22 protein-coding genes and 1 tRNA gene are annotated in these 22,888 nt (G+C 74.1%); 12 read left to right on the forward strand and 11 right to left on the reverse strand.

The window, feature by feature from the left end; translation table 11 throughout:
• Positions 1-65: 65 nt before the first annotated feature.
• Positions 66-821, forward strand: a complete 756-nt coding sequence (locus tag ACFVX9_RS26340; RefSeq protein WP_387983720.1) for a DNA polymerase beta superfamily protein — start codon at positions 66-68, stop codon at positions 819-821.
• Between the two features lie 37 nt (positions 822-858).
• Positions 859-931: transfer RNA gene (locus ACFVX9_RS26345), tRNA-Lys, on the forward strand.
• Positions 932-1,060: 129 nt separating this feature from the next.
• Here ACFVX9_RS26345 and ACFVX9_RS26350 read toward each other — a convergent pair.
• Entirely contained in the window at positions 1,061-2,143 is a 1,083-nt protein-coding gene (locus ACFVX9_RS26350) for a fatty acid desaturase family protein (RefSeq protein ID WP_380374892.1), read from the reverse strand.
• 465 nt (positions 2,144-2,608) lie between these two features.
• Here ACFVX9_RS26350 and ACFVX9_RS26355 point away from each other — a divergent pair, with 465 nt between their 5' ends.
• The 8 genes from ACFVX9_RS26355 to ACFVX9_RS26390 all read left to right on the forward strand — a co-directional run bounded on the left by ACFVX9_RS26355 (position 2,609) and on the right by ACFVX9_RS26390 (position 12,235).
• Positions 2,609-4,378 carry an LCP family protein gene (locus tag ACFVX9_RS26355; RefSeq protein WP_387983722.1) on the forward strand — a complete coding sequence of 590 codons (1,770 nt, stop codon included), beginning with the start codon at positions 2,609-2,611 and terminating at the stop codon, positions 4,376-4,378.
• A 240-nt stretch (positions 4,379-4,618) separates the two neighbouring features.
• Complete coding sequence (locus ACFVX9_RS26360; RefSeq protein WP_380374888.1) at positions 4,619-5,068, forward strand: SRPBCC domain-containing protein; 450 nt, start codon at positions 4,619-4,621, stop codon at positions 5,066-5,068.
• A gap of 249 nt (positions 5,069-5,317) precedes the next feature.
• Entirely contained in the window at positions 5,318-6,118 is an 801-nt protein-coding gene (locus ACFVX9_RS26365; RefSeq protein WP_350880560.1) for a VOC family protein, read from the forward strand.
• Between the two features lie 151 nt (positions 6,119-6,269).
• The gene (locus ACFVX9_RS26370) at positions 6,270-7,016 is read left to right on the forward strand and encodes an HAD family phosphatase (protein ID WP_063348318.1); all 747 of its coding nucleotides are present in this window, start codon (positions 6,270-6,272) and stop codon (positions 7,014-7,016) included.
• A 22-nt stretch (positions 7,017-7,038) separates the two neighbouring features.
• Positions 7,039-9,444, forward strand: coding sequence for a glycoside hydrolase family 65 protein (locus tag ACFVX9_RS26375; RefSeq protein ID WP_380560558.1), 2,406 nt, complete (start codon positions 7,039-7,041; stop codon positions 9,442-9,444).
• A 114-nt stretch (positions 9,445-9,558) separates the two neighbouring features.
• Positions 9,559-11,292 carry a pyruvate dehydrogenase gene (locus ACFVX9_RS26380; protein WP_387983725.1) on the forward strand — a complete coding sequence of 578 codons (1,734 nt, stop codon included), beginning with the start codon at positions 9,559-9,561 and terminating at the stop codon, positions 11,290-11,292.
• Between the two features lie 80 nt (positions 11,293-11,372).
• A complete protein-coding gene (locus tag ACFVX9_RS26385; RefSeq protein ID WP_063348316.1) occupies positions 11,373-12,005 on the forward strand; it encodes a helix-turn-helix domain-containing protein in 633 nt (210 codons plus the stop codon).
• A 32-nt stretch (positions 12,006-12,037) separates the two neighbouring features.
• On the forward strand, positions 12,038-12,235 hold the full coding sequence (locus ACFVX9_RS26390; protein WP_063348315.1) for a DUF6126 family protein: 198 nt from the start codon (positions 12,038-12,040) through the stop codon (positions 12,233-12,235).
• Between the two features lie 22 nt (positions 12,236-12,257).
• On the opposite strand, the gene ACFVX9_RS26395 is transcribed toward ACFVX9_RS26390, so the two are convergent.
• From ACFVX9_RS26395 to ACFVX9_RS26405, 3 genes are all read right to left on the reverse strand, one after another.
• A complete protein-coding gene (locus tag ACFVX9_RS26395; protein WP_380374879.1) occupies positions 12,258-13,685 on the reverse strand; it encodes a PLP-dependent aminotransferase family protein in 1,428 nt (475 codons plus the stop codon).
• A gap of 51 nt (positions 13,686-13,736) precedes the next feature.
• Positions 13,737-14,657 (reverse strand): undecaprenyl-diphosphate phosphatase, encoded by a 921-nt coding sequence (locus ACFVX9_RS26400; RefSeq protein WP_380374877.1) that lies wholly within the window; start codon positions 14,655-14,657, stop codon positions 13,737-13,739.
• A 141-nt stretch (positions 14,658-14,798) separates the two neighbouring features.
• Positions 14,799-15,611 (reverse strand): NRDE family protein, encoded by an 813-nt coding sequence (locus tag ACFVX9_RS26405; RefSeq protein ID WP_380374876.1) that lies wholly within the window; start codon positions 15,609-15,611, stop codon positions 14,799-14,801.
• Between the two features lie 243 nt (positions 15,612-15,854).
• Between ACFVX9_RS26405 and ACFVX9_RS26410 the strand changes: the two genes are divergently transcribed.
• Together ACFVX9_RS26410 and ACFVX9_RS26415 are read left to right on the forward strand one after the other, a co-directional pair.
• Positions 15,855-16,346 carry a carboxymuconolactone decarboxylase family protein gene (locus tag ACFVX9_RS26410; protein ID WP_387983730.1) on the forward strand — a complete coding sequence of 164 codons (492 nt, stop codon included), beginning with the start codon at positions 15,855-15,857 and terminating at the stop codon, positions 16,344-16,346.
• An 11-nt stretch (positions 16,347-16,357) separates the two neighbouring features.
• Positions 16,358-17,182, forward strand: coding sequence for an isocitrate lyase/phosphoenolpyruvate mutase family protein (locus ACFVX9_RS26415; protein WP_387983733.1), 825 nt, complete (start codon positions 16,358-16,360; stop codon positions 17,180-17,182).
• Positions 17,183-17,363: 181 nt separating this feature from the next.
• On the opposite strand, the gene ACFVX9_RS26420 is transcribed toward ACFVX9_RS26415, so the two are convergent.
• The 7 genes from ACFVX9_RS26420 to ACFVX9_RS26450 are packed head-to-tail and all read right to left on the reverse strand — an operon-like array spanning position 17,364 to position 22,802.
• The gene (locus ACFVX9_RS26420) at positions 17,364-17,621 is read right to left on the reverse strand and encodes a hypothetical protein (protein WP_063348310.1); all 258 of its coding nucleotides are present in this window, start codon (positions 17,619-17,621) and stop codon (positions 17,364-17,366) included.
• Between the two features lie 43 nt (positions 17,622-17,664).
• On the reverse strand, positions 17,665-18,771 hold the full coding sequence (locus tag ACFVX9_RS26425) for a cytochrome P450 (protein WP_387983735.1): 1,107 nt from the start codon (positions 18,769-18,771) through the stop codon (positions 17,665-17,667).
• Positions 18,735-20,183: a cytochrome P450 gene (locus ACFVX9_RS26430; protein ID WP_380374872.1), complete on the reverse strand. Its 1,449-nt coding sequence runs from the start codon at positions 20,181-20,183 to the stop codon at positions 18,735-18,737. The genes ACFVX9_RS26425 and ACFVX9_RS26430 overlap by 37 nt, the downstream gene beginning before the upstream one ends.
• Complete coding sequence (locus ACFVX9_RS26435) at positions 20,180-20,770, reverse strand: ATP/GTP-binding protein (RefSeq protein WP_380482402.1); 591 nt, start codon at positions 20,768-20,770, stop codon at positions 20,180-20,182. Before ACFVX9_RS26435 ends, ACFVX9_RS26430 begins: the two co-directional genes overlap by 4 nt.
• Positions 20,771-20,792: 22 nt before the next feature.
• Positions 20,793-21,140 carry a DUF742 domain-containing protein gene (locus ACFVX9_RS26440; RefSeq protein ID WP_350880532.1) on the reverse strand — a complete coding sequence of 116 codons (348 nt, stop codon included), beginning with the start codon at positions 21,138-21,140 and terminating at the stop codon, positions 20,793-20,795.
• Entirely contained in the window at positions 21,137-21,550 is a 414-nt protein-coding gene (locus ACFVX9_RS26445) for a roadblock/LC7 domain-containing protein (protein ID WP_063348307.1), read from the reverse strand. Before ACFVX9_RS26445 ends, ACFVX9_RS26440 begins: the two co-directional genes overlap by 4 nt.
• Complete coding sequence (locus ACFVX9_RS26450; protein ID WP_380374917.1) at positions 21,534-22,802, reverse strand: sensor histidine kinase; 1,269 nt, start codon at positions 22,800-22,802, stop codon at positions 21,534-21,536. Before ACFVX9_RS26450 ends, ACFVX9_RS26445 begins: the two co-directional genes overlap by 17 nt.
• Positions 22,803-22,888: the final 86 nt, after the last annotated feature.

Below are 22,888 nucleotides of genomic sequence, written 5' to 3' on the forward strand. Positions count from 1 at the left end.
CTCACCGCCACCACCCTCACCGCCGGCACCGTCCTGCCAGCCGGCCGGTCGAGAGGAGACCGACGATGCCCGACGCACCCGCACCCGCCGTCCCCGGCACCGTCCTGCTCTCCGGCGTGGTCGGCTCCACCGCGTACGGCTTCGCCCACGCCGGCTCCGACGTCGACCGGCTCGGCCTGTACGCCGCCCCCACCGAGGAGCTGCACGGTCTGCACCGCCCGGCCGAGTCGCACGTCACCACCGGGCCCGACGTCACCCTGCACGAGGCCGCCAAGTGGTGCCGTCTGGCGCTGTCCTGCAACCCGACCGCCTCCGAGCTCGTCTGGCTGCCGGACGACCTGTACGAGATCCGCACCCCGCTCGGTGCCGAGCTGGTCGAGATCCGCTCGAGTTTCCTCAGTGAATCGGCCGTCCGGAAGGCCTATCTCGGTTACGCAGAGCAGCAGTTCCGCAAACTGCTGACCCGCGACACCACCGACCCGGTCACCCGCAGCCGGGCCGCCAAGCACGCCCGGCACCTGGTCCGGCTGGTCGCGCAGGCCGTCCGGCTGCACGAGACCGGCCACAACCTGGTCCGCCTCGCCGACCCCGGACACGTCCGCGACCTCGGCGAACGCATCGCCGACCGCCCCGCCGTCGCCGAGTCCCTGCTCGCCGACGCCGCCGATCGCCTGGCCCGCCCCGGCGTCCTCCCCGCCGCCCCGGACCCGCGCCCCGCCGAATCCTGGCTCCGCCGCGTCCGCGCCGCCCACTACGCTCCGCCCCCCGCCCCCGGCGCGCCCGCGCAATCCGCTGGCGGAGCCCTGCGCCCCACCGGGTAGGATCACGGTGGCCCTCCCCAACCGGGACGAGGGCCACGGGCCACTAGCTCAATTGGCAGAGCTGCGGACTTTTAATCCGTAGGTTCAGGGTTCGAGCCCCTGGTGGCCCACCGAACCGAGGCCAGGTCAGAAACCCTCTGACCTGGCCTTTTGCATGTCCGCGACCGGTGAACGCACTGCGGCACCCCGGCTGGTCGAGTAGCCGGGGTGCCGCGGTGTGGTGCGGGTCGTGGGGCGGGTCAGGCCGCGGCGCGGATCGGGGCGCCGGTCTGGTGGAGGTGGGTGAGGATCTCGCGGTACGAGCGGAAGAGGCCGGTCTCGTAGTAGGCGATCTCCTTCTCGGCGCAGAAGTCGCGGGTGAGGACGGCGGCGCGGCGCAGGGCCGGGGTGGGCATGCTGGGGAAGAGGTGGTGCTCGACCTGGTAGTTGAGGCCGCCCATCAGGGCGTCGATGAAGTAGCCGCCGCGGACGTTGCGGGAGGTGAGGACCTGGCGGCGGAGGAAGTCGAGCCGCATGCCGGGCGTCACCATCAGCATGCCCTTGTGGTTGGGGGCGAAGACGCAGCCCAAGTAGACGCCGAGCAGGGCCTGGTGGACGGCGAGGAAGGCGAAGGCCTTGCCGACCGGGAGGGCGGCGAAGACCAGCCCGAGGTAGGCGGCGAAGTGGGCGACCAGCAGGAAGCCCTCCAGGTACGGGCGCTTCATGATCGGGCTGCGCAGCGCGCGGAAGCTGTTGTAGCTGAGGTTGAGGCCTTCGAGCAGGAGCAGCGGGAAGAAGAGGAACGCCTGGCGGCGGCCGATGAAGCGGGCGATTCCGCTGGCCCTCCTGGCCTGGTCCTGGGACCAGACGACGAGGTCGGGGGAGACGTCCGGGTCCCGCTCCTCGTGGTTGGGGTTGGCGTGGTGGCGGGTGTGCTTGTTCATCCACCAGCCGTAGCTCATGCCCATCAGGAGGTTGGCGACGATGCGGCCGCCGATCTCGCCGGCGCGGCGCCCGGTGAACACCTGGCGGTGCGCCAGGTCATGGGCCATCAGTCCGAGTTGGGCGAAGACGATGGACATCGCGGCGGCCAGGCCGAGTTGGAGCCAGGTGTCGCCGAGGGCGAACATGGCCCACCAGCCGCCGAGGAACGCGGCGAGGACGAGGCCCGCGCGGACGGTGTAGTAGACCGGGCGTCGGTCGAGCAGGGCCTCGGCGCTGATCCGGCCGAGCAGTTGGGCGAAGTCGCTCCCGCCGGTTCCGGGCGGGGCGGTGTCCGGTGGTCCGGCGGGCGGCTGCGGCCGGGTTTTCGCGGTCGGCGTCCCCGCGGTATCGGTGGTCATGGTGCTGAGTCTGGTCTAGCGAACGGGCCTTGAGAAACGGGGGCATCCCCCTGGGGCGGGGTGAGGATAACCCCCGGACCGTCCCGGGCGGCGGCGGACGTGCGGCGCGTGGTGCCGGATGGTGCCGCTGGGGCGGGGAGAGGTGGCGTAGGTCACGTCGTAATCGGCTGGTTTCGGGCGTTCTGTGGCGAGCTTGCGCCGTGGTGGCCGGGGTTGGTGGTGGACCGGAGGTCGGTGACCGCGTCGGGCCTAAATATGATCGGAAGCCACGTTCATCGGTTTGTACCGATGTTCGTATGTGCAACCTGGGAACGGTCCCGACCGTCTCCCTGTGTGCGGTGCGCCAGATCGTCCGGGGCGTCGCTTCCGTCGGTGAAAGGTACGCGCATGTCAGGTCAGTGGGGCGAGGGCCCGGCTCGGGGGGAGAACGCACCCGGCGCGCTCACGACGGGGAGCGATGGGTCCGTGCCGCCGCCGCGTACCGGCGGCCGGGCGGAGGCCCGACGCGCCGCCCAGGGCAAGGGCGCTGGCCGCGCTGGCAAGGACGGCGGCAAGGACGCTGGCAAGGACGGCGGTCGGGGCGCTGGCAAGGACGGTGGTCGGGGCGCTGGCAAGGACGGCGGCAGGCCGGAGGCGGCGGCCGGCGGCGGCCGGGCGGCGGCGCGCAACAGCCGCAAGCCCAAGAAGAACGTGAAGAAGATCGTCGCCTGGTCGGCGGCCGGTGTGCTGGTGCTGATCGCGGGCGCCGGCGGGGCGATCTACTTCAAGCTGAACGCCAACATCAAGTCCTTCGACGGCGACGCGATAGCCACCGACCGCCCGCCGGAGGCGCAGGCCGACGCGGACGGCAACAAGCCGGTCAACGTCCTGCTGATCGGTTCGGACAGCCGCGGCGGCAACAACTCGGACCTCGGCGGCGGCGAGGACGGCGGCGCCCGCTCGGACACCACGATCCTGCTGCACGTCTACGCCGACCACAAGCACGCCGTGGGCATCTCGATCCCGCGCAACGCGAAGGTCCCGATCCCGCCCTGCAAGCTGCCCAACGGCAAGTGGACCAAGGGGGCGTCCAGCGACCTGTTCAACGCGGCCTTCTCGGTCGGCGGCAGCGACGGCGGCAACCCGGCCTGCGCCCAGAACACGGTGGAGAAGCTCACCGGGATCCGGGTCGACCACACCATCGTGGTCGACTTCAACGGCTTCTCCGCGATGACCAAGGCCGTGAACGGCGTCGACGTCTGCCTGCCGAAGGCCATCTACGAGGGCGACGTCAACCCCAACCTGCACAAGAAGGGCGACCTCGTCCTGCCGCAGGGCAAGCAGACCGTGCAGGGCCAGCAGGCGCTGGACTACGTGCGCCTGCGGCACGGCATCGGCGACGGCTCCGACATCGGCCGGATGAAGCGCCAGCAGGCCTTCCTCAGCTCGCTCGCGAGCAAGGTCAAGAAGGACGGGCTGAGCCCCACCAACCTGCTGCCGCTGGCCGACGCCGCGACCAAGTCGCTGGTGGTCGACCCGGGGCTGGCCTCCGCGGACAAGCTGCTCTCCTTCGGGCTGTCGCTCAAGAACATCGACATGCACGACCTCAAGTTCGTGACGGCGCCCTGGCGTTACCGCACCCAGGACAAGGACCTCGACCTGGTCCAGCCGGACGCCAACAAGCTCTGGGAGACCCTCAAGGCCGACCAGACCATCGACGGGCAGAACGCCACCGGCCAGCAGCCGGACGCCGCCGCCAGCCCGAGCGCACCGGCCGCGTCGCAGTCGGCCGCGTCCAGCGCGCCCGCCGCGCCGGTCGCGGACGCCGGTAACTCGTCGATCAAGGTGGCGGTCTACAACGGGACGACCGAGAACGGCCTGGCCGGCAAGGCGACCGCGCAGCTGAAGGCCGCCAAGTTCGTCGCCACCACGGCGGGCCAGGCGGCGAGCACCAAGTACAAGACCACCATGATCGAGTACGGCTCCGGGCAGAAGGCGAACGCCGACAAGGTCGCCGCGCTGTTCCCGGGCGCCAGCGTCGAGGCCGGCAACTCGGCGGGCGTGACCCTGATCGTCGGCAAGGACTTCTCGGCGGCCAACGGCGGCGGCGCCACCGGCCCGGCCGCCGGGACGGGCGGCGCGGCCGCGAACGGCACCCCGGCGCCCCCGGCGCCGCTGCCCACCACCGTCACCAACGACGCCCGCTCGGCGGACGACGACATCTGCGCGAACACCACCTACGGCAGCGGCGGCTGACCGCACCCGAGCCGTGGGGGCTGACCGCACCCGAGCCGTGGGGACGGCCCCCGGGCCGGCGCCGTCCAGGGCGCGCGGGCCCGGGGGTCGTGCCATGGTGGCCGGAGAAACCGGGGAGGCGCCCGGCCCGGGCGACCTGAGGGACGGGCGACCTGAGGGACGGGGGCCCGACGCGCGGGACCCCGGTACACCGGACCCGGCCCACGGACAAGGGGGGCGCGCACCGAAAGGCGGACCCCCATGCCCGAGATCGCCCTCCAGTTCGACATCGCCGCACCCCGGGCCGTCGTCCTCGCCGCGCTCAACACGCACGGCGGGCTGACCAGCTGGTGGACCACCGGCGTGGACCGGGAGGGCGACGTCCTGCTGTTCGACTTCCCCGGCGTCCCCGAGCCGTTCCGGCTGCGCCGCGAGCGGGCCGACCTGGACCGGGTGGTGTGGGCCAACGCCGGGGCCTTCCCGCCGCACTGGGCCGGCACCTGGATCAGCTGGGACCTCGCCGACCAGCCCGGCGAGCCCGGCCGCACCCGGCTGCTGTTCCGGCACGGCGGCTGGCAGCCGGGCAGCGAGGACGGTGTCCCGCTGGTCGCCGGCACCTGGGCCGAACTGCTGGTCCGGCTCAAGGACTACGCGCAGAGCGGCAAGGTGCAGCCGTACTTCGTCACGGCCCAGCGGCACGACGCCGCGTGAACGGCCCACGCGGCGGCGTGAGCGGCACGACGCCGCGCGAACGGCCCGCCGGCGGCCGAACGGGCCCCGGGCCCGTCCGATCGCCCGCCAGGGCGCCGTCCGGTGGCGGGATCGCGGCGCCGGGCCGATGGTGGGCGGTGTACCCGCCGTTCGCGCTGACGGCCGGCACCGGCAGCCCGGCACCGGGCGGCCGGGACCCGCCCGCCCCGACGACCACGCCGGCGACCACTGCCTTCGGGAGGCCCAGCAATGCCCGTAGTCACCGCTCCGTACAAGCCCGGCACCCCGTGCTGGATCGACCTGATGGCGAGCGACCAGCAGGCCGCGCTCGACTTCTACCGCGACCTGTTCGGCTGGCAGGGCGAGGTCGGCCCGGCCGAGTTCGGCGGCTACGCCGTGTGCATGCTCAACGACCGACCGGTCGCCGGGATCATGGCGCGGTCCGCGCCCGAGGGCCAGCCGCTGCCGCCCGTCGCCTGGACCACCTACCTGGCCTCGGACGACGCCGACGTGAGCGGGGCCGCCATCGCCGAGCACGGCGGCACGATCCTCTACCCGGCGATGGACGTCGGCGTGATCGGCCGGATGCTGGTCGCCGCCGACCCGACCGGCGCGGTGTTCGGCGTCTGGCAGGCGATGGACTTCATCGGCGCGGGCGTGGTCAACGAGCCCGGCGCACTGGTCTGGAACGAGCTCAACACCGCCGACACCGACGCGGCCGGCCGCTTCTACCTCCCGGCGCTCGGGCTGCGCCCGGCGACCATCCAGGGCATGGAGGGGTACTTCTCGCTCAACGCCGGCGACCGTACGGTGGGCGGCATGCAGCCGATCCCCAAGTACCTGGGGGCGGGCACGCCCTCGCACTGGATGGCCTACTTCTCGGTGGACGACACCGACTCCACCGTGGACGCCCTGGTCAAGGCGGGCGGCTCGGTGATCCAGCCGCCGTTCGACATGCAGTCCGGCCGGATGGCGGTCGTCCAGGACCCGCAGGGCGCGGTGTTCGCGGTGGCGGAGGCCGCCGAGGCGCAGATGCCCGACTCGCCGTAACAGCAGCCGGGCACCCTCGCCGTACCAGCGCCGGGCACCCACGAGCCCACCCGGCCACCCACGAGCACCCGGGCAACCGGAAGCCGCCCTTCCCGCGACGCGCCGCCGGGAAATGGGCGGCTTCCCCGCGTTCCCGGGTAAGACTGCACCCATGCTGGGGCTACCGGACGACATCCGCGCTTTCCTCTTCGACCTCGACGGGGTCCTCACCCAGACCGCCAAAGTGCACGCCGCGGCCTGGAAGGACACCTTCGACTCCTTCCTGCGCGCCGAAGCCGCCCGCACCGGCGGGCAGTTCGTCCCCTTCGACGCCGTCACCGACTACGACACCTACGTGGACGGCCGCCCGAGACTGGACGGCACCCGGGCGTTCCTGCACAGCCGGGGCGTCGACCTGCCCGAGGGCACCGACGCCGATCCGCCCAACACCCCTACCGTGCACGGGATCAGCCGGGCCAAGAACGACACCGTCCTGCGGCTGATCCGCGAGCAGGGCGTCCAGCCGTACGACGGTTCGGTCGCGTACGTGCACCGGCTGCGCGCGCTCGGGCTGCCCAGCGCCGTGGTGTCCTCCAGCGCCAACTGCCGGGACGTGCTGCGGGCGGCGGGCATCGAGGGGCTGTTCGACGTGATCGTGGACGGCGTCGTCGCCCAGCGCGAGGGCCTGCCCGGCAAGCCCGCCCCCGACACCTACCTGTACGCCGCCCGCACGCTCGGCGTCGAGCCCGCGCACGCCGCCGTCTTCGAGGACGCGCTCGCCGGGGTGGCCTCCGGCCGGGCGGGCGGCTTCGGGGCCGTGGTCGGGGTCAACCGCACCGGGCAGGCCGCCGAACTGCGCCGGGACGGCGCGACCGTGGTCGTCGACGACCTCGCCGAACTGCTGGAGGAGCAGGCATGAGTGAGTGGAGCGGGGTAGTCGCATGAGTGGCTTGGACAACTTCTCCGTCGACCCCTGGCAGATCGCAGAGCAGGGCCTGGACCTGACCGCGATGGCCCGCGCCGAGTCGCTGTTCGCGCTCTCCAACGGCCACATCGGCCTGCGCGCGAACCTGGACGAGGGCGAGCCGCACGGCCTCCCCGGCACCTACCTGAACGGCGTCTTCGAGCTCCGCCCGCTGCCGTACGGCGAGGGCGGCTACGGCTACCCGGAGTCCAGCCAGAGCGTCATCAACGTGACCAACGGCAAGATCATCCGGCTGTTGGTCGACGACGAGCCCTTCGACCTGCGCTACGGCGAACTCATCCGCCACAAGCGCTGGTTGGACTTCCGGGAGGGGATGCTGCACCGCGAGGCCGAGTGGACCTCCCCGGCCGGCCGGACCATCCGGGTGCGCTCCTCCCGGCTGGTCTCGCTCACCCAGCGCGCGGTCGCCGCGGTCGAGTACAGCGTTGAGGCGGTGGACGGGCCGGTGCGGATCGTGCTCCAGTCCGAGCTGGTCGCCAACGAGCAGCTGCCCGGCGGCCCCGAGGGCGATCCGCGGGCCTCCGCCGTGCTGGAGGCGCCGTTGCAGCCCGAGGTGCACCACGCGAGCGGCACCAAGGCCGTCCTGGTGCACCGCACCCGCTACAGCGCGATCCGGGTCGCCGCCGGGATGGACCACGTGATCGAGGGCCCGGAGGAGCTCGAAACCGTCGCCGAGGCCGAGGCCGACCACTGCCGGATCAGCGTCACCACCGTGCTCCGGCCCGGACAGCGGCTGCGGCTGGTCAAGTTCATGGCCTACGGCTGGTCGGGGACGCGCTCGCTGCCCGCCGTCCGGGACCAGGTGGAGGCCGCGCTGACCGCCGCCAGGTACACCGGATGGGACGGTCTGGCCGCCGAACAGGCCGACTACCTCAAGGAGTTCTGGGAGACCAGCGATGTCGAGATCGAAGGCGACGTCGAACTCCAGCAGGCCGTCCGGTTCGCCGTCTTCCACGTCCTCCAGGCCGGCGCCCGCAGCGAGGAACGGGCCATCCCCGCCAAGGGGTTGACCGGCCCCGGCTACGACGGGCACAGCTTCTGGGACACCGAGACCTTCGTCCTGCCGGTGCTTACCTACTGCCTGCCCGGGGCCGTCAACCAGGCGCTGCGCTGGCGGCACACCACGCTGCCGCTGGCCCGCGAGCGGGCCGCCCAACTCGGCCTGGCCGGAGCGGTGTTCCCCTGGCGGACCATCCGCGGCGAGGAGTGCTCCGGGTACTGGCCGGCCGGTACCGCAGCCTTCCACATCGGCGCCGACATCGCCGCCGCCGTCGCCCGCTACGTCCGGGCCACCGGGGACGCCGAGTTCGAGCGCGCGTACGGGCTCGAACTGCTCGTGGAGACCGCCCGGATGTGGCGCTCGCTCGGCCACCACGACGTCTCGGGGAAGTTCCGCATCGAGGGCGTCACCGGCCCGGACGAGTACAGCGCCGTCGCCGACAACAACGTGTTCACCAACCTGATGGCGCAGACGAACCTGCGCGCCGCCGCCGAGGCCGCCGCCCGACACTCGCACGAGGCCGCCGAACTCGGCGTCGACACCGAGGAGACCGCCGCCTGGCGGGACGCCGCGGCCGCGATGTACATCCCGTACGACGAGGACCTCGGCGTGCACCCGCAGGCCGACGGCTTCACCCACCACCAGGTCTGGGACTTCGAGCACACCCCGCCCGAGAAGTACCCGCTGCTGCTGCACTACCCGTACTTCGACCTGTACCGCAAGCAGGTGGTCAAGCAGGCCGACCTGGTGCTCGCCATGCAGGTCCGCGGCGACGCGTTCACCGACGAGCAGAAGGCCCGCAACTTCGCCTACTACGAGCGGCTCACCGTCCGCGACTCCTCGCTCTCCGCGTGCACCCAGGCGGTGATCGCCGCCGAGGTCGGCCAGCTCGACCTCGCGTACGACTACACGGCCGAGGCGGCGCTGATGGACCTGCACGACCTCGGCGGCAACACCCGCGACGGCCTGCACATGGCCTCGCTCGCGGGCGCCTGCATCGCCCTGGTGGCGGGCTTCGGGGGGCTGCGCGACCACAGCGACTCGCTGTCCTTCCGGCCCCGGCTGCCGGGCGGGCTGATGAGGCTCGGGTTCTCGCTGATGGTCCGCGGGCAGTTACTGGGCGTCCAGATCACCCACGAGGGGACGACGTACGCGCTGCGCCGCGGCGAGGTGCTGCACCTGTGGCACGACGGCGAGCCGGTGCAGGTGAAGGCCGGGCAGCCGGTCACCCTGCCGACCACCGCGCCGCCGGCCCAGGAGCGGTGCGGCCAGCCGCCCGGCCGCGAGCCCGCCCGGCGGCAGGCGCAGGCGGGCCTGGTCAGCGGCAAGCTCGGGCAGCAGGACCACCTGGCGGCGGAGTAGCCGCGCCGGCCTGTCGTTCACCTGTTCGGGCCCGCTCCGGGTGCGGGGCGGGCCCGGCCGTCGGAGGGTGCAGGTGTCCTGCGGCAGCGGGCGGCCGGTGATTGGAGAGCACCCGTGGCGAGCGTGGCCGAACAGATGGTGGAGGTGCTCCGGCAGGCCGGGGTCGAGCGGGTCTACGGCGTGGTCGGAGACAGCCTCAACCCGGTCGTGGACGCGATCCGGCGGACCGACGGCATCAGCTGGGTGCACGTGCGCAACGAGGAGGCGGGCGCCTTCGCGGCGGCCGCCGAGGCCGAACTCAGCGGCCGGCTCGCGGTCTGCGCCGGCTCCTGCGGCCCCGGCAACACCCACCTCGTCCAGGGCCTGTACGACGCCCAGCGCAGCGGCCTGCCGGTGCTGGCGCTCGCCTCGCACATCCCGTCCGGGCAGATCGGCACCGGTTTCTTCCAGGAGACCCACCCCGAGCGGGTGTTCAACGACTGCAGCTCCTGGTGCGAGATGCTCTCCACCCCCGCCCAGCTGCCCCGGTTGATGCGGATCGCCATCCAGCACGCGCTCGGCTCGCACGGCGTCTCGGTGCTGGCCTTCCCCGGGGACGTCGCCGCGCTCCCCGCCGCCGGGCCCACCGGGACCAGCCACTTCCTCACCGAGCAGGCCGTCGCCGCGCCGCCGTGGTCCCAGGTGCAGGAGCTGGCCCGGCTGCTCAACGCGGCCCGCAAGGTCGCCCTGTTCTGCGGCGCGGGGGTGCGCGGGGCGCACGGCGAGGTGATGGAGGCGGCCCGGGCCCTGAACGCGCCGGTCGGGCACTCCCTGCGCGGCAAGGAGTGGATCCAGTACGACAACCCGTACGACGTCGGCATGAGCGGCCTGCTCGGCTACGGCGCCTGCCACGAGGCGCTGCACTCCGCCGACCTGGTGCTGCTGCTCGGCACCGACTTCCCGTACGACTCCTTCCTGCCGCAGGCGCACACCGTCCAGGTCGACCACGACGCCACCCGGCTGGGCCGCCGCACCGCGCTCGAACTGGCCGTCCACGGCGACGTCGCCGCCACCCTGCGGGCCGTCCTGCCGCTGCTGGACGCCAAGCGCGACCGCGCCTTCCTCGACGGGATGCTGCGCAAGCACTGCCGCTCGCTGGAGGACGTGGTCGGCGCCTACACCCGGGACATCGAGAAGCACCTGCCGATCCACCCCGAGTACGTCGCCTCGGTGCTCGACGAGGTGGCCGCCGACGACGCGGTGTTCGCCGTGGACACCGGCATGAACAACGTCTGGGCCGCCCGCTACCTCCAGCCGAACGGCCGCCGCCGGGTGATCGGCTCCTTCCTGCACGGCTCGATGGCCAACGCCCTGCCGCACGCCATCGGCGCCCAACTGGCCTGCCCCGGGCGGCAGGTGATCGCGATGGCCGGCGACGGCGGGATCGGCATGCTGCTCGGCGAACTGCTGACGGTGGCCAAGCACCGGCTGCCGGTGAAGACCGTCGTCTTCAACAACGGGGCGCTCGGCATGATCAAGCTGGAGATGCTGGTCTCGGGCTACCCGGAGTACGAGATCGACAACGGGGACGTCGACTACGCGGGGATCGCGCGGGCGATGGGCATCCCGGCCAAGCGGGTCACCGAGCCGGGGAGGGTCCGGGAGGTGCTGGCGGAGGCGCTGGAGCGGCCCGGCCCCGCCCTGGTGGACGTGGTCACCGACCCCAACGCGCTGTCCATCCCGCCGTACATCACGGCGGCCCAGCTGAAGGGCTTCGCGCTGGCGGCCGGGCGGACGGTGCTCTCCGGCGGGGTCGGGCGCATGATCGACCTGGCCCGCAGCAACCTGCGCAACATCCCGCGGCCGTAGCCGAGAAGGGGGACTCCGGGCCCTCTTGCCTCTGAGGCAAAAATCTTGCCCGAGCGGCACGGCGGGTGTCCACTGGCCACATGACCACCAGCCCGACCGGGGACGCCGCCCCGGAAGACCGGCTCGACGACCAGGAAGTGGTCGGCCTCGCCGCCCGCCTCCGGGAACACCGGCTCAGCAGCCGCCTGACCCTCGAAGTGGCCTCCGCCAGGGTCGGGCTCTCCCCAGCCTATCTGTCCCGGCTGGAGACCGGCCGCCGCCAGCCCTCCCTCCCCGTCCTGCTCGGCCTCGCCCGCGCCTACGGCACCTCCGTCTCCGGCCTGCTCGGCGAGACCATGGCCGAACCCGACCCGGTCGTGCGCGGCGGCGCCATCGAACCCGGCCGCGCCGGCGGCTGGGGCTACCGCCGGGCCGGCGCCCCCGGCCGGGCCATGCAGGCGCTGCGCGTCCACGTGCCCCCGGGCGTGCAGGACACGGTGGTCCGGGTCCACCCCGGCGAGGAGTGGCTGTACGTCCTGCAGGGCCGGCTCAAGCTGACCCTCGGCGACCGCGTCCACCGCCTCGACGTCGGCGACTCCGCCCACTTCGACTCGCTCACCCCGCACTGCATCGCCGCCGACGCGCCGGACGGCGTCGAACTGCTCTTCGTCCACACCCTGCTGCAGAGCCCCGGCGGCGAACTCTGCCTCGGCGGCCCCGCAGCAACCCACTGACCCGACGTCAGAACCCTTGGAGGAGATCCCTCATGGCCGATCCCACCAGCCCCGACCAGGCCGCCGCGGCCACCGCCCCGGCCGCTCCGACCCCCGCCCCGCTGACCGTCGACGCCGGCATCTCGGCCAACCGCCGGGTCGGGGTCCGCCTGGTGATCTACACCGCCGGCATCCACGCCGTCGCCGGCTTCATCATGCTGCTGTTCGAACTGGGCAACCGCAACAAGTAGTCCACCGGGGCGGTCGCGGCCCTCACCGCTCGCGCAGCAGCTCGCAGAGGGCGTCCAGCGCCGCCGGGAAGGCGTGCTCGGGCGGGGACGCGTAGCCGATCACCAGAGCGGGGGCGGCGTCCGGGTCGGCGGCCGACCGGTCGGCGAGGTGCCAGGACAGCCCTTCGAGGGCCAGGCCGGCGGCCTCGGCCCGGGCCAGCAGCTCAGCCTCGGACGCGGAACCGGGCGGCAGTTGGAGAACGGCGTGCAGCCCGGCGGCGATCCCGGTGACCCGCACGCGCGGGGCGTGCTCGGCGAGCGCGGCGACCAACTGGTCCCGTCGGCGCCGGTAGTGCAGCCGGCAGCGGCGGACGTGCCGGTCGTACGTCCCGGAGGTGATCAGCTCGGCGAGGGTCAGCTGGTCGAGCACCGGGGACATCGTGTCGGCCAGTCTCTTCAACCGGGCCACCGGCTCGACCAGCGCGTCCGGCAGGGCCAGCCAGGCCAGCCGCAGGCCCGGCGCGAGGCTCTTGGCGGCCGTCCCGGCGTACACCACCCGCTCCGGGTCGAGCGCCTGCATCGCGCCGACCGGCTGCCGGTCGTAGCGGAACTCGCCGTCGTAGTCGTCCTCGACGACGTACCCGTCCCGCTCGCGCGCCCAGCGCACGGCGGCGGCCCGCCGGTCGGCGGCCAGCGGCGCACCGGTGGGGAACTGGTGCGCGGGGGTGAGCAGGACGGCCCCGCACCGGCCGTCGAGCCGCTCGACCCGGGCGCCCGCCTCGTCCAGCGGCACCGGAACGGTGGCCAGCCCCGCCGCCCGGGCGACGGCGTGCTGCGGCGGCAGCCCGTACTCCTCGACCGCGAGGGCGCGGTCCCCGCGCTCCCGCAGGGCGGCGCAGAGCAGGCCCAGGCCCTGGGAGACACCGGTGCAGATCAGCAGGTGGTCGGGGTCGGTGCGGACGCCGCGGACCCGCGCCAGGTAGTCGGTGAGCGCCCGCCGCAGCTCGATCCGGCCGAACGGGCTGCCGTAGCCGAAGGCCTCGTGCGGCGCGGTGGCGAGGGCCCGGCGGGCGGCGGCGAGCCAGGCGGTACGGGGGAAGAGCGAGAGGTCGGGCCGCCCGGCCATCAGGTCGTGCCGGACGGTCCGCCGCCCCGCCGCGGGCCGGGCGGCCCGCCGGCTCCGGCCGGGCGCGGCCCGCCGGGCGACGGTGGTGCCGGAGCCCTGCCGGGAGGTGAGCCAGCCCTCCGCGGTGAGCTGCCCGTACGCCTCGACCACGGTGTTCCGGGCGATCCCGAGGTCCTCGCCGAGGGCCCGCGAGGACGGCAGCCGGGTGCCGGGCACGAGCCGCCCGTCCTGGACGGCCTCGCGCAGCGCGTCCTCCAGGGCGGCCCGCAGCCCGGCCCCGGCGGCGCGCCGCTCGGTGAGGTCCAGGTGCAAGTCGCCGCCGAAGGAAGTCCAGGAGCTGCTCACGGGCCCGATTATCGCGCGGCCCGGCATCCTCGACCCCGGGGTGGGGGCGGATCAGACCGACAGGTAGACCGCGCTGCCGACGCCGGCGAGGAAGCAGTAGAGCGCGAACGGCGTCAGGCTGCGGGTCTCGAAGTACTTGGTGAGGAAGCGCACCGAGACGTAGCCGGCGACGAAGGCGGCGATGCTGCCGGCGACGACCGGGCCGAGGACGGCGGAGTTCTCCGGCTTGAACAGCTCCGGCACCTTCAGCACGGAGGCGGCCAGGATGACCGGGGTCGCGAGCAGGAAGGAGAAGCGGGCGGCGTCCTCGTGGTGCAGGCCGCGCAGGATGCCGGCGCTCATGGTGACACCGGAGCGGCTGATGCCGGGGAAGAGCGCGAGGATCTGGGCGGCGCCGATCCAGGCGCCCTGGACGAAGCTGAGCCGGGCGAGGCGGTGGTCGGAGGCGATCGCCGGGTCGAGGCCCGGTTCCTCGGTCGGCGGGGCGGCGTGCCCGGCCCGCCGACGGCCGGTGCCGCCGCGCTTGAGCCGTTCGGCACCGAGCAGCACCAGCCCGTTGAGGGCGAGGAAGACGGCGGCCGGGACGGGCTTGCCGAGCGCGTTGCGCAGCGCCTTCTCCAGGGCGAGGCCCGCCACCCCGACCGGGATGGTGGAGATGATCAGCAGCCAGGCGAGCTTCTCGTCCCGGCTCTCGACCCGGCGGCGGCGGATCGAGCTGAAGAAGCCGCCGATCACCCGGACCCAGTCCTTGCGGAAGAACACCACCAGCGCGAACGCGGTGGCCAGGTGCAGGCCGACCAGGACGGCGAGGTAGGAGGAGCCCTCGGCGGTCATGTCGAGGTCCCGCTGGATCTTCCCGCCGATCAGGGCGGGGAGCAGGATGCTGTGGCCCAGGCTGGAGACCGGGAAGAGTTCCGTCACACCCTGCAGCAGGCCGACGCCTATCGCTTCCGGGTAGGTCAGGGTGGACATCGCGCACCTTCGCTCGGGGGTCTGGATCCGGGGGAGCCCCGCGAAGCTACTACGGGCATGTAGACGCCCGGCAGCCCCGCCGCCAGAAGTTCATCGAGCGGACGTCTGGGCGCCACCGCCACCGCTGCCGGTCAGCCGTCGTCAGCCGCCGGACCGCGCCGCCGACCCGCCTCCGCCGAGCGGCACCCGCCGCCACGCCCCGCCGTCGGCGGGCACCGGCGCGGGGGCGAAGTCGTAGCGCGGCCCGTCCGGCCCGAGCGCGAGCAGCGAGATCGAGGAGGACCCCCAGATCCGCCCGTCGCCGAAGTCCCGCCGCTGGATCAGCGCCGCGTCGTCGTCCAGCGGCAGGCCGTCGCCCGCGACGATCGGCAGCCAGTCGCCCCAGGCCCGTTCGGCGGGCCCGTCGCCGGTCGGCTCCGGCCGGGGCGCGGCGGCGAGGCGGGCCCGGAAGCGGTCGGCGCGGGCGGCCATCAGCGCGCGGATCCGCTCGGAGGCGGTCCGGTTGGCGGCCGTGCCCTCCAACCCGTCGTTGAGCACCACGCTGAGGCCGACCGGCAGTTCGCGCTCCTCCAGCCGGCCGCCGCCCCAACTGGCGACCCGGGCGCCGTCGGGCCGGACCAGGACGAGGTGGAACGGGTCGTACGGGGTGAGGTCGAGGTGGCCGATCCCGCCGTCCCGGACGGCGGTGAGCGGCAGTTCGCCACGGGAGAGCCGGGTGTCGGCGGGGGCGAGCGGCCCGAAGCCGTTCAGCAGGCAGGCGGCGGTCCGCCGCCCGGGGTCGACGGCCAGCCAGGTGCCGCCGGCGGCGAGGTCGAGTCCGCCGACCAGGGCCGGCCGGTCCGGCCAGTGGTGGTCCGGCGGCAGCCAGCCGCGCCCGAGGTACTCGTCCCGGACGGAGAGGAGCAGCACCGGCACGGCCGCTCCCGGTTCGATGCTGACGAACGCCGTACACACGATCGCGGCCCCCTGACCTCGCCCGGCGGGGGCACGCGTGGTGGCGCCCCCGCGGTCGATCCTCGCACTCCCGTTCGCGCGCCGGGAGTGCGCGTCCGCGCCCTGAGGCGCCCCAGGGCCCTCCCTTTTCGGCCGCCGCCGTGGCACACTCGCCGGACGGCCGGGCGCAGGCCGAAGTGGCCCAGGATTTCGCGGTTCAAATGCACCAGGGAACAGGTCCACCAGGTCCCTAGGCTGGTGGCCATGACGACGAACGAGCACCAGCCGACCGAGGCCCCGGTCCCGGTCCCGGCCCCCGCCCAGCGCCTCACGCTGCACAGCCTGGCCCCCGACTTCTACCAGGCCATGATCGCGGTGGACCGCGCCGCCCGGAAGGGCATCGACCACACGCTCGCCGAGCTGGTCAAGGTGCACGCCTCGATGATCAACGGCTGCGCCTTCTGCATCGACATGCACAGCACCGACGCCCTGAAGGGCGGCGAGCAGGACCACCGGCTGCTCTCCCTCCCGGCCTGGCGCGAGACCCCCTGGTTCACCGCCCGGGAGCGGGCCGCGCTGGCCCTCACCGAGTCGGTCACCCTGCTGACCCAGGGCCACGTCCCGGACGCGGTCTACGCCGAGGCCGCCGCCCAGTTCGACGAGACCGAGCTGGCCCAGCTGATCGCGCTGATCGTCACCATCAACGCCTGGAACCGGATCGGGGTGGCCTCCCGGCTCAGCCCGGCCGCCAAGTGAGGCCCGGGGACATGACGAACATGGCGGACATGGCGGTCGTCCAGCAGGAGAAGGCCCGGCTGCTCCGGGAACTGCACCGGCCGGGCGAGCCGCTGGTGCTCGCCAACGTGTGGGACGCGGCGAGCGCCCGCCTGGTCGCCGCCGCCGGAGCGCGGGCGGTGGCGACGGCCAGTGCGAGCGTCTCCTGGTCGCTCGGCAGCCGGGACGGCGGCGGCGCCGACCTCGAACAGGTCCTCGTACGGACGGCGCAGGTGGTCCGCGCGGTGGACCTGCCGGTCACCGCCGACCTGGAGAGCGGCTTCGCGCGGACCGCCGCCGGCGTCGGCGAGTCCGTCGCCGCGCTGCTGGCCACCGGCGCGGTCGGCGTCAACCTGGAGGACGAGGGCCGGCCGGTGGCCGAGGCCGCCGAGCGGATCGCGGCGGCCCGGGCGGCGGCGGACGCGGCGGGCGTGCCCGCCTACGTCAACGCGCGCACCGACGTGTTCCTGCACGGGATCGGCGCGCCGGAGGGCCGGCTGGACGACGCGGTGCGCCGGCTGCGGGCCTACGTCGAGGCGGGTGCGGACGGCGTGTTCGTGCCCGGTGTCGCGGACCGGGAGACGATCGCCGCGCTGGCCGCGGCCGTCCCGGTGCCGCTGAACGTGCTGGCGGGGCCGGGCGCGCCGTCCGTCCCGGAGCTGGCGAAGCTGGGCGTGGCCCGGGTGAGCCTCGGCCCCGGGCTGGCCGAGGTGGCGTACGCGGCGGTGCGCCGGGCCGCCGCGGAGGTGTACGCGAGCGGTACCTACACCGCCCTGGAGGGCGGGCTGACCTACCAGGAGCTGAACGGCCTCTTCTGAGCGGGCTCCGGCCCGGTCCGTCCAGCGCTGAGCGGGCCCGGCGGCGCTGGGCAGGGCGGTCCGGCGGCGCCGGGTGGTCCGGGCGGGCCTGCGGCGCGGGCCGGGCGGGCCCGGGAACGGCGAAGCCCCGGTTGCCGCCGACGGGGGTGGCGGCAACCGGGGCGGTGCCCGGTGGGCGTGGTCAGCCGATCTGACCGCTGAGCCCCGGGTGGGTCATCTGGTTGGTGCCGACGGCCTCCACCTCCTGGGCGGTGTGGCCGACCACCGGCAACTTGCCGGCGGCGTGGATGGCGAGGTCGGCCGGGGAGAGGTTGAGACCGTCGGTGAGGCCCCCGGTGGCGTCCGGGGAGCTCGCGGTCTGGGTGGTGGCGGACGCCGCCGGGGCGGCGAGCGCGAGGCCCGCCATGGTGAGGGCGGCCAGGGTGGCGAGTTTCTTCATGCACTGCCGAACGACCCGGGCCGCCTTCAGGTAACCGGGCGGCTCAGACCGTCACCCGCAGGGTTCGCACGCTGTTGCTGATGAAGGAGCCGATCGGCTCCGGCGCGTCGCCCTCGGCGAGGGCCAGCCCGGGGAACCGCCCGAACAGGTGCCGCAGCGCGGTCTCGGCCTCCAGCCGGGCCAGTCCGGAGCCGAGGCAGAAGTGCGGGCCGTGGCCGAGCGACAGGTGCCGGTTGGGCCGCCGGGTGACGTCGAAGCGGTCGGCGTCCGGGTGGTGCCCGGCGTCGCGGCCGGCCGCCGCGTAGGAGGCGAGCAGCGCCTCGCCGCGCCGGATCACCACGTCACCGACCTCGATGTCCTCGGTCGCGTAGCGCAGTGGGAACTGGCCGACCGGCGAGTCGTAGCGCAGCGTCTCCTCGATGACCGCCGACCACGGCTGCTCGCCGGAGAGCACCAGCCGCAACTGGTCGGGGTGGGCGAGCAGGGCCCGGACGGCGTTGGTGATCAGGTTGAGCGTGGTCTCGTGCCCGGCGACCAGCATCAGCAGCAGGGTGCCGACCAGTTCGGCCTCGCTGAGCCGGTCCCCGGCCTCGCGGGCGGCGATCAGGTCGGTGGTGAGGTCGTCGGCGGGCGCGGCCCGCTTGGCCGCCACCACGGAGCCCAGCAGCGCGTACAGGGCCTGCTGCGCGGCGGCGGCCGCCGCGGGGGTGGCCGAGCTGGAGACCAGGGTGTCGGAGAGCTCGTGCAGCCTGTCCTGCTCGTCCAGCGCCAGGCCGAGCAGTTCGCCGATCACCTGCATCGGCAGCGGGTAGGCGAAGTGCTCGCGCAGGTCGAACGCGCCGTCCAGCTCGGCGACCCGGTCGAGCAGCGAGACGGTGCGGGCCTCGATCGCGGGCGCCAGGTCGGCTATTCGGCGCGGGGTGAAGGCCTGGCTGACCAGGCCGCGCAGCCGCCGGTGGTCGTCGCCGTCGGCGGTGACCATGCCGGGCACGGTGACGAAGTTGAGCAGCGGCCAGCCCTGGGGCAGCCGGCCCTCCCGGAAGGTCGTCCACAGCTGGGCGTTCTTGCCCACCCGGTGGTCGGCGAGCAGCGCCTGGAGGGTGTCGTGGTGGGTTATCGCCCAGACCACCACCCCGCCAGGGAGCTCCACCAGGACCGCGGGGCCGGCCGCCCGGAGGCGGGCGTTCTCCTGGTGCTGGTCGCGTCCGAAGGGGTCGAGTCTGACGGGCTCGGGTCGGGGGTCGACGGCGGTGTCCATGCGGGCCTTTCGGGGGCTGGCGGGCGGGGCGGGGTGAAGGCGCTGTACAGCACCGGCAGGCCGAGCAGAGCCCGTGACCACGGGGACGGGCGCCATCCCAGGTCGCCGGCGGGGACGGCGAGTTGGAGATCGGGCAGGCGGTGCAGCAGGGTCTCGACGGCGGTCTCGACGATGATCCGGGCCGGGTGCTGGGCCGGGCAGACGTGCCGTCCGGCGCCCCAGGCGAGGTGGGCCCGGTTGCCGCCGAGCGAGCCCTGGGCGGCGGAGGCGAGGCCCTGGGCGGCCGGGTCGGCGTTGGCCGCGGCCAGGCCGAGGACGAGCATGTCGCCGGCGCTGATGTACTGGCCGCCGAGGACGGTGTCGCCGGTGGCCCAGCGGCCGGGGAAGTTCTGCGTCGGCGGGTCGCGCCAGAGCACCTCCTCCAGCGCGTCGGAGACGGTGAGCCGCCCGCCGGTGAGGGTGGCCCGGAACCGGCGGTCGGTGAGCAGCAGCCGCAGCGTGTTGCCGGTCCAGTTGATGCTGGTCTCGTTGCCCGCGACCAGCATCACCACCAGGTGGTGCACGGCCTCCTCGTCGGTGAGCCCGGCCGGGTGGGCGAGCAGCCAGGAGGTGAGGTCGGCGCTGGGGGCGGTCCGGCGGCGCCGGACCAGGTCGACCAGGATCGCCTGGAACTCGGCGTTGGCGCGCACCGACTTGGGGCCGCTGTCCACGAAGTGGCTGATCAGCTCGACCAGGTGGGGCCCGGCCTCGCGGGGCAGGCCGACCAGCTGGGTGAAGACCAGCAGCGGCAGCGGGCGGGCGTACTGGGCGATCAGGTCGGCGGTGCCGTCCGGGCCCCAGCTGTCGATGAGGTCGTTGGCGCAGGCCTCGGTGGTCTCGCGCAGCTGGCGGTGGTCGATCTGGGCGAGGGTGTCCGAGACGGCGGAGCGCAGCCGCTGGTGCTCGGCGCCGTCCAGGTTGAGCAGGGTGGGCCGCCAGGAGGTCATCGGCAGCAGCCGGGAGTCGGGGGCCAGCCGGCCCTCGGCGGGCACCCGCCAGCGGCGCGAGTCCTTGGAGAACAGCGCCTCGTTGCGGGTGAGTTCGAGCAGTTCGGCGTAGCCGAGGACGAGCCAGGCCTCGACCCCGGGCTCCAGCTCGATCGGCGCGACCGGGCCGTAGCGCTGGCGCAGCCGGGCGTACAGGCCGTGCGGGTCCTCGGCGACGGCGGGGCCGTACAGCGGGGTCAGCGGGAGGCCGGCGGGCAGGCTGCCGCCGTGCGGGAACGGGCAGCCGGGGGAGGCGGTGCCGGGTTCGGGCGCGGTCATCCCTGGAGCTCCAGGATCGAGCTGCGGTGCAGGTGGTCGACGAAGTCGATCAGCAGGTCGTAGGACTGCCGCCGGTCGCGGGCATCGCAGTGCAGGATCGGTACCTCCGGCAGCAGGTCGAGGGCGGAGCGCAGCTCCTCCTCGGGGTAACTCGGCGTGTCCGAGAAGGTGTTGACCGCCACGGCGAACGGGATGCGCTGCTCCTCCAGGCGGCCGAGCACGTCGAAGCTCTCGTCCGGGCGGCGCAGGTCGACCATGGCGATGGCGCCGAGCGCGCCGCGCGACAGGTCGTCCCAGAGCGGCCAGAACCGCCGCTGGCCGGGCGTGCCGAACAGGTACAGCGCGAGCCGCGGGTTGAGCGTGATCCGGCCGAAGTCGAGCGCGACCGTGGTGGTGGTCTTGCCGGTGCGCCCGGTGAGGTCGTCGATGCCGCTGCTGGCGGCGGTCATCGTCTCCTCGGTGCGCAGCGGAGTGATCTCGCTGAGCGAGCCGACCAGCGTGGTCTTGCCGACCCCGAACGGGCCGGTGACCAGGATCTTCACCGCGCCCTGGACCGAGGACGGCAGGTACCGCGGCTCGGCGGGCAGGTCGGCGGTGGCCCCGGGGGCTTCAGCGGAGTTGGCGGAGGCCAACGAGCACCTCTTCCAGAAGGGTTGCGGGCAGGCGTTCGGCCTGCGGGACGGGCGGGAGGACCTGGACGGCGCCGAGGTCCCAGAGGTCGCCGACCAGCACCTTGACGACGCCGAGCGGCAGCCCCAGGTGGGCCGCCACCTCGGCGATCGACAGCAGGCTGTGACAGAGCGCGAGGATGCGCCGGTGCTCGCGGTTGAGCAGGGCGTGGTCGGGGAGCTCCGGCGGCTCGGGTAACGCGCTGACCAGGCTCTCGATGGCCAGCTCGGCCCGGGTGGACCGGCTGCGGCCACCGGTGATGACGTAGGGCCGGACCGGCCCGCTCACCGGTGCCCCCCCGCCGCGTGGTCGACCCGCGGCGGGCTGGTGAGGTGGCTGCCGATCCGTTCGACCAGGACCTGCATCTGGTAGGCGACCAGGCCGGCGTCCACGGCGTCGCTGGTCACCACGGCCAGGTGCGCGCCGGCCCCGGCGGCGACGATGAACAGGTAGCCGCCGCCGTACTCGATGATGATCTGGCGGGTGGCGCTGCCCGGTCCGCCGAACCCGGTCGCGACGCCGCGGGCCAGCGACTGGAGTCCGGAGCAGGCGGCGGCGAGCCGTTCGGCGTCCTCGCGCGCGATGTTCGCGCTGCGGCCGATCTCCAGGCCGTCGTTGGAGACGACGACGGCGTGCTGGACCTGCGGGACGTTGACGATGTCGGCGAGCATCCAGCCGAGATCAGGGGTGGTGGTCATGGAACTCTCCGGAGCGCTGGGGAAGTCGGGGGGAAGCGGGCAGGGAAGGGTCGTGCTGGGCCTGGACCCGGGCGGCCGATCGGCCGCTGGCGGTGCCGGCCTGGAACATCGCCATGAACGCCTGCGCATCCCGGGCCGAGCGGTACGGCGGGGCGGGCGGCGGCGCGGGAGAGGCGTGCTGGGCGGGGCGGGCGGCGCGGTCGCGTCGGTGGCTCCGGCGGGGCAGCGGCGGCGGGGTGTCGGCGGCCGCGGGGGGTCGGCCGGCCGGCGGGGTCTCCACCAGGGGGTGTCCGGCGGGGTGTCCGGTCGGCCGGAAATCGGTGCTGAACGCCCGGTCGTCCGGTCCGAGGCCGGGGACGGTGGGCGGCAGCGGTTCGGTGAGCAGGGCGTTCGGCAGCATCACGACGACGCGGACGCCGCCGTACGGCGAGGGCGCCGAGCTGAGGGTGACCCGGAAGCCGTACTGCTCGGCCAGCCGGCCGACCGCGGCGAGGCCCAGCTGCGGCACCTCGCCGAGCCGGGAGACCTCCAGGCTGGTGCCGCCGGCGAGGGCGGCGGCGGCCTTGGCGACGGCCTGTTCCGGCATGCCGACGCCACCGTCGTCGATCTCGATGACGGCTCCGTTGTGCACCGGCATCAGGGTGACGAACACCTGGGTGCTGGGCGGGGAGTAGCGGGTGGCGTTGTCCAGCAGCTCGGCGACGGCGTGGATCAGCGCCTCGGCGGCGGCGCCGACCACGGCGGTCTCGATCCGGCTGCGGACCACCACCCGCTGGAACGGCAGGATGCGGGACTGGGCGCCGCGCACGACGTCCTCCAGCGAGACCGGCTCGGGCCAGTGCCGGCCGGCCCGCGCGCCGCACAGCACGGCCAGGGTCTGGGCCAGCCGGGCCTGTTGGGCGGCGGCGTGGTCGGCCTTGAGCAGGCCCTCCAGCAGCGCCGGGTCGTCGTGGGTGCGTTCCATCTCGTCGAGCAGGGCCTGCTGGTCGTGGGCCATGACGAGGATGCGGCGGGCGACGCTGAGGAAGGCCCGCTGGGTGGAGGCGGTGAGTTCCTGCTCCTGCTGGACGGCGGCCAGGTCGGCGCCGCGGCGGGAGAGTTCGGCGCCCAGCTGCTCCTGGAGCCGGGCGAGGTCGCGTCGCAGCCGGTCGGCGCGGCGGCGCTGGGTGACGGACACGGCGCGGTACCGGGCGGTGGCCACGAGGGCGAGGGCGGCGAGTACGCCGGTTGCCGTTGTGCACCACTGAGTCATCGTCACGCCGCGAATTCTAGGGTGATGATCCTACGAAGGTGTGAACGGATCTCGCCAAGTGACCGGATCTCGTCAATATCCAGTCA

Origin of the sequence: Kitasatospora sp. NPDC058243, from assembly GCF_042882025.1 — a bacterium.
Classification (GTDB): domain Bacteria; phylum Actinomycetota; class Actinomycetes; order Streptomycetales; family Streptomycetaceae; genus Kitasatospora.

Excerpts from the sequence above, each read along its gene's own strand:
- ACFVX9_RS26340 (WP_387983720.1), top strand. The coding sequence starts at position 66 with ATGCCCGACGCACCCGCACCCGCCGTCCCCGGCACCGTCCTGCTCTCC.
- ACFVX9_RS26350 (WP_380374892.1), bottom strand. The coding sequence starts at position 2,143 with ATGACCACCGATACCGCGGGGACGCCGACCGCGAAAACCCGGCCGCAG.
- ACFVX9_RS26360 (WP_380374888.1), top strand. The coding sequence starts at position 4,619 with ATGCCCGAGATCGCCCTCCAGTTCGACATCGCCGCACCCCGGGCCGTC.
- ACFVX9_RS26365 (WP_350880560.1), top strand. The coding sequence starts at position 5,318 with ATGCCCGTAGTCACCGCTCCGTACAAGCCCGGCACCCCGTGCTGGATC.
- ACFVX9_RS26370 (WP_063348318.1), top strand. The coding sequence starts at position 6,270 with ATGCTGGGGCTACCGGACGACATCCGCGCTTTCCTCTTCGACCTCGAC.
- ACFVX9_RS26375 (WP_380560558.1), top strand. The coding sequence starts at position 7,039 with ATGAGTGGCTTGGACAACTTCTCCGTCGACCCCTGGCAGATCGCAGAG.
- ACFVX9_RS26385 (WP_063348316.1), top strand. The coding sequence starts at position 11,373 with ATGACCACCAGCCCGACCGGGGACGCCGCCCCGGAAGACCGGCTCGAC.
- ACFVX9_RS26390 (WP_063348315.1), top strand. The coding sequence starts at position 12,038 with ATGGCCGATCCCACCAGCCCCGACCAGGCCGCCGCGGCCACCGCCCCG.
- ACFVX9_RS26400 (WP_380374877.1), bottom strand. The coding sequence starts at position 14,657 with ATGTCCACCCTGACCTACCCGGAAGCGATAGGCGTCGGCCTGCTGCAG.
- ACFVX9_RS26410 (WP_387983730.1), top strand. The coding sequence starts at position 15,855 with ATGACGACGAACGAGCACCAGCCGACCGAGGCCCCGGTCCCGGTCCCG.
- ACFVX9_RS26415 (WP_387983733.1), top strand. The coding sequence starts at position 16,358 with ATGACGAACATGGCGGACATGGCGGTCGTCCAGCAGGAGAAGGCCCGG.
- ACFVX9_RS26420 (WP_063348310.1), bottom strand. The coding sequence starts at position 17,621 with ATGAAGAAACTCGCCACCCTGGCCGCCCTCACCATGGCGGGCCTCGCG.
- ACFVX9_RS26430 (WP_380374872.1), bottom strand. The coding sequence starts at position 20,183 with ATGACCGCGCCCGAACCCGGCACCGCCTCCCCCGGCTGCCCGTTCCCG.
- ACFVX9_RS26445 (WP_063348307.1), bottom strand. The coding sequence starts at position 21,550 with ATGACCACCACCCCTGATCTCGGCTGGATGCTCGCCGACATCGTCAAC.
- ACFVX9_RS26450 (WP_380374917.1), bottom strand. The coding sequence starts at position 22,802 with ATGACTCAGTGGTGCACAACGGCAACCGGCGTACTCGCCGCCCTCGCC.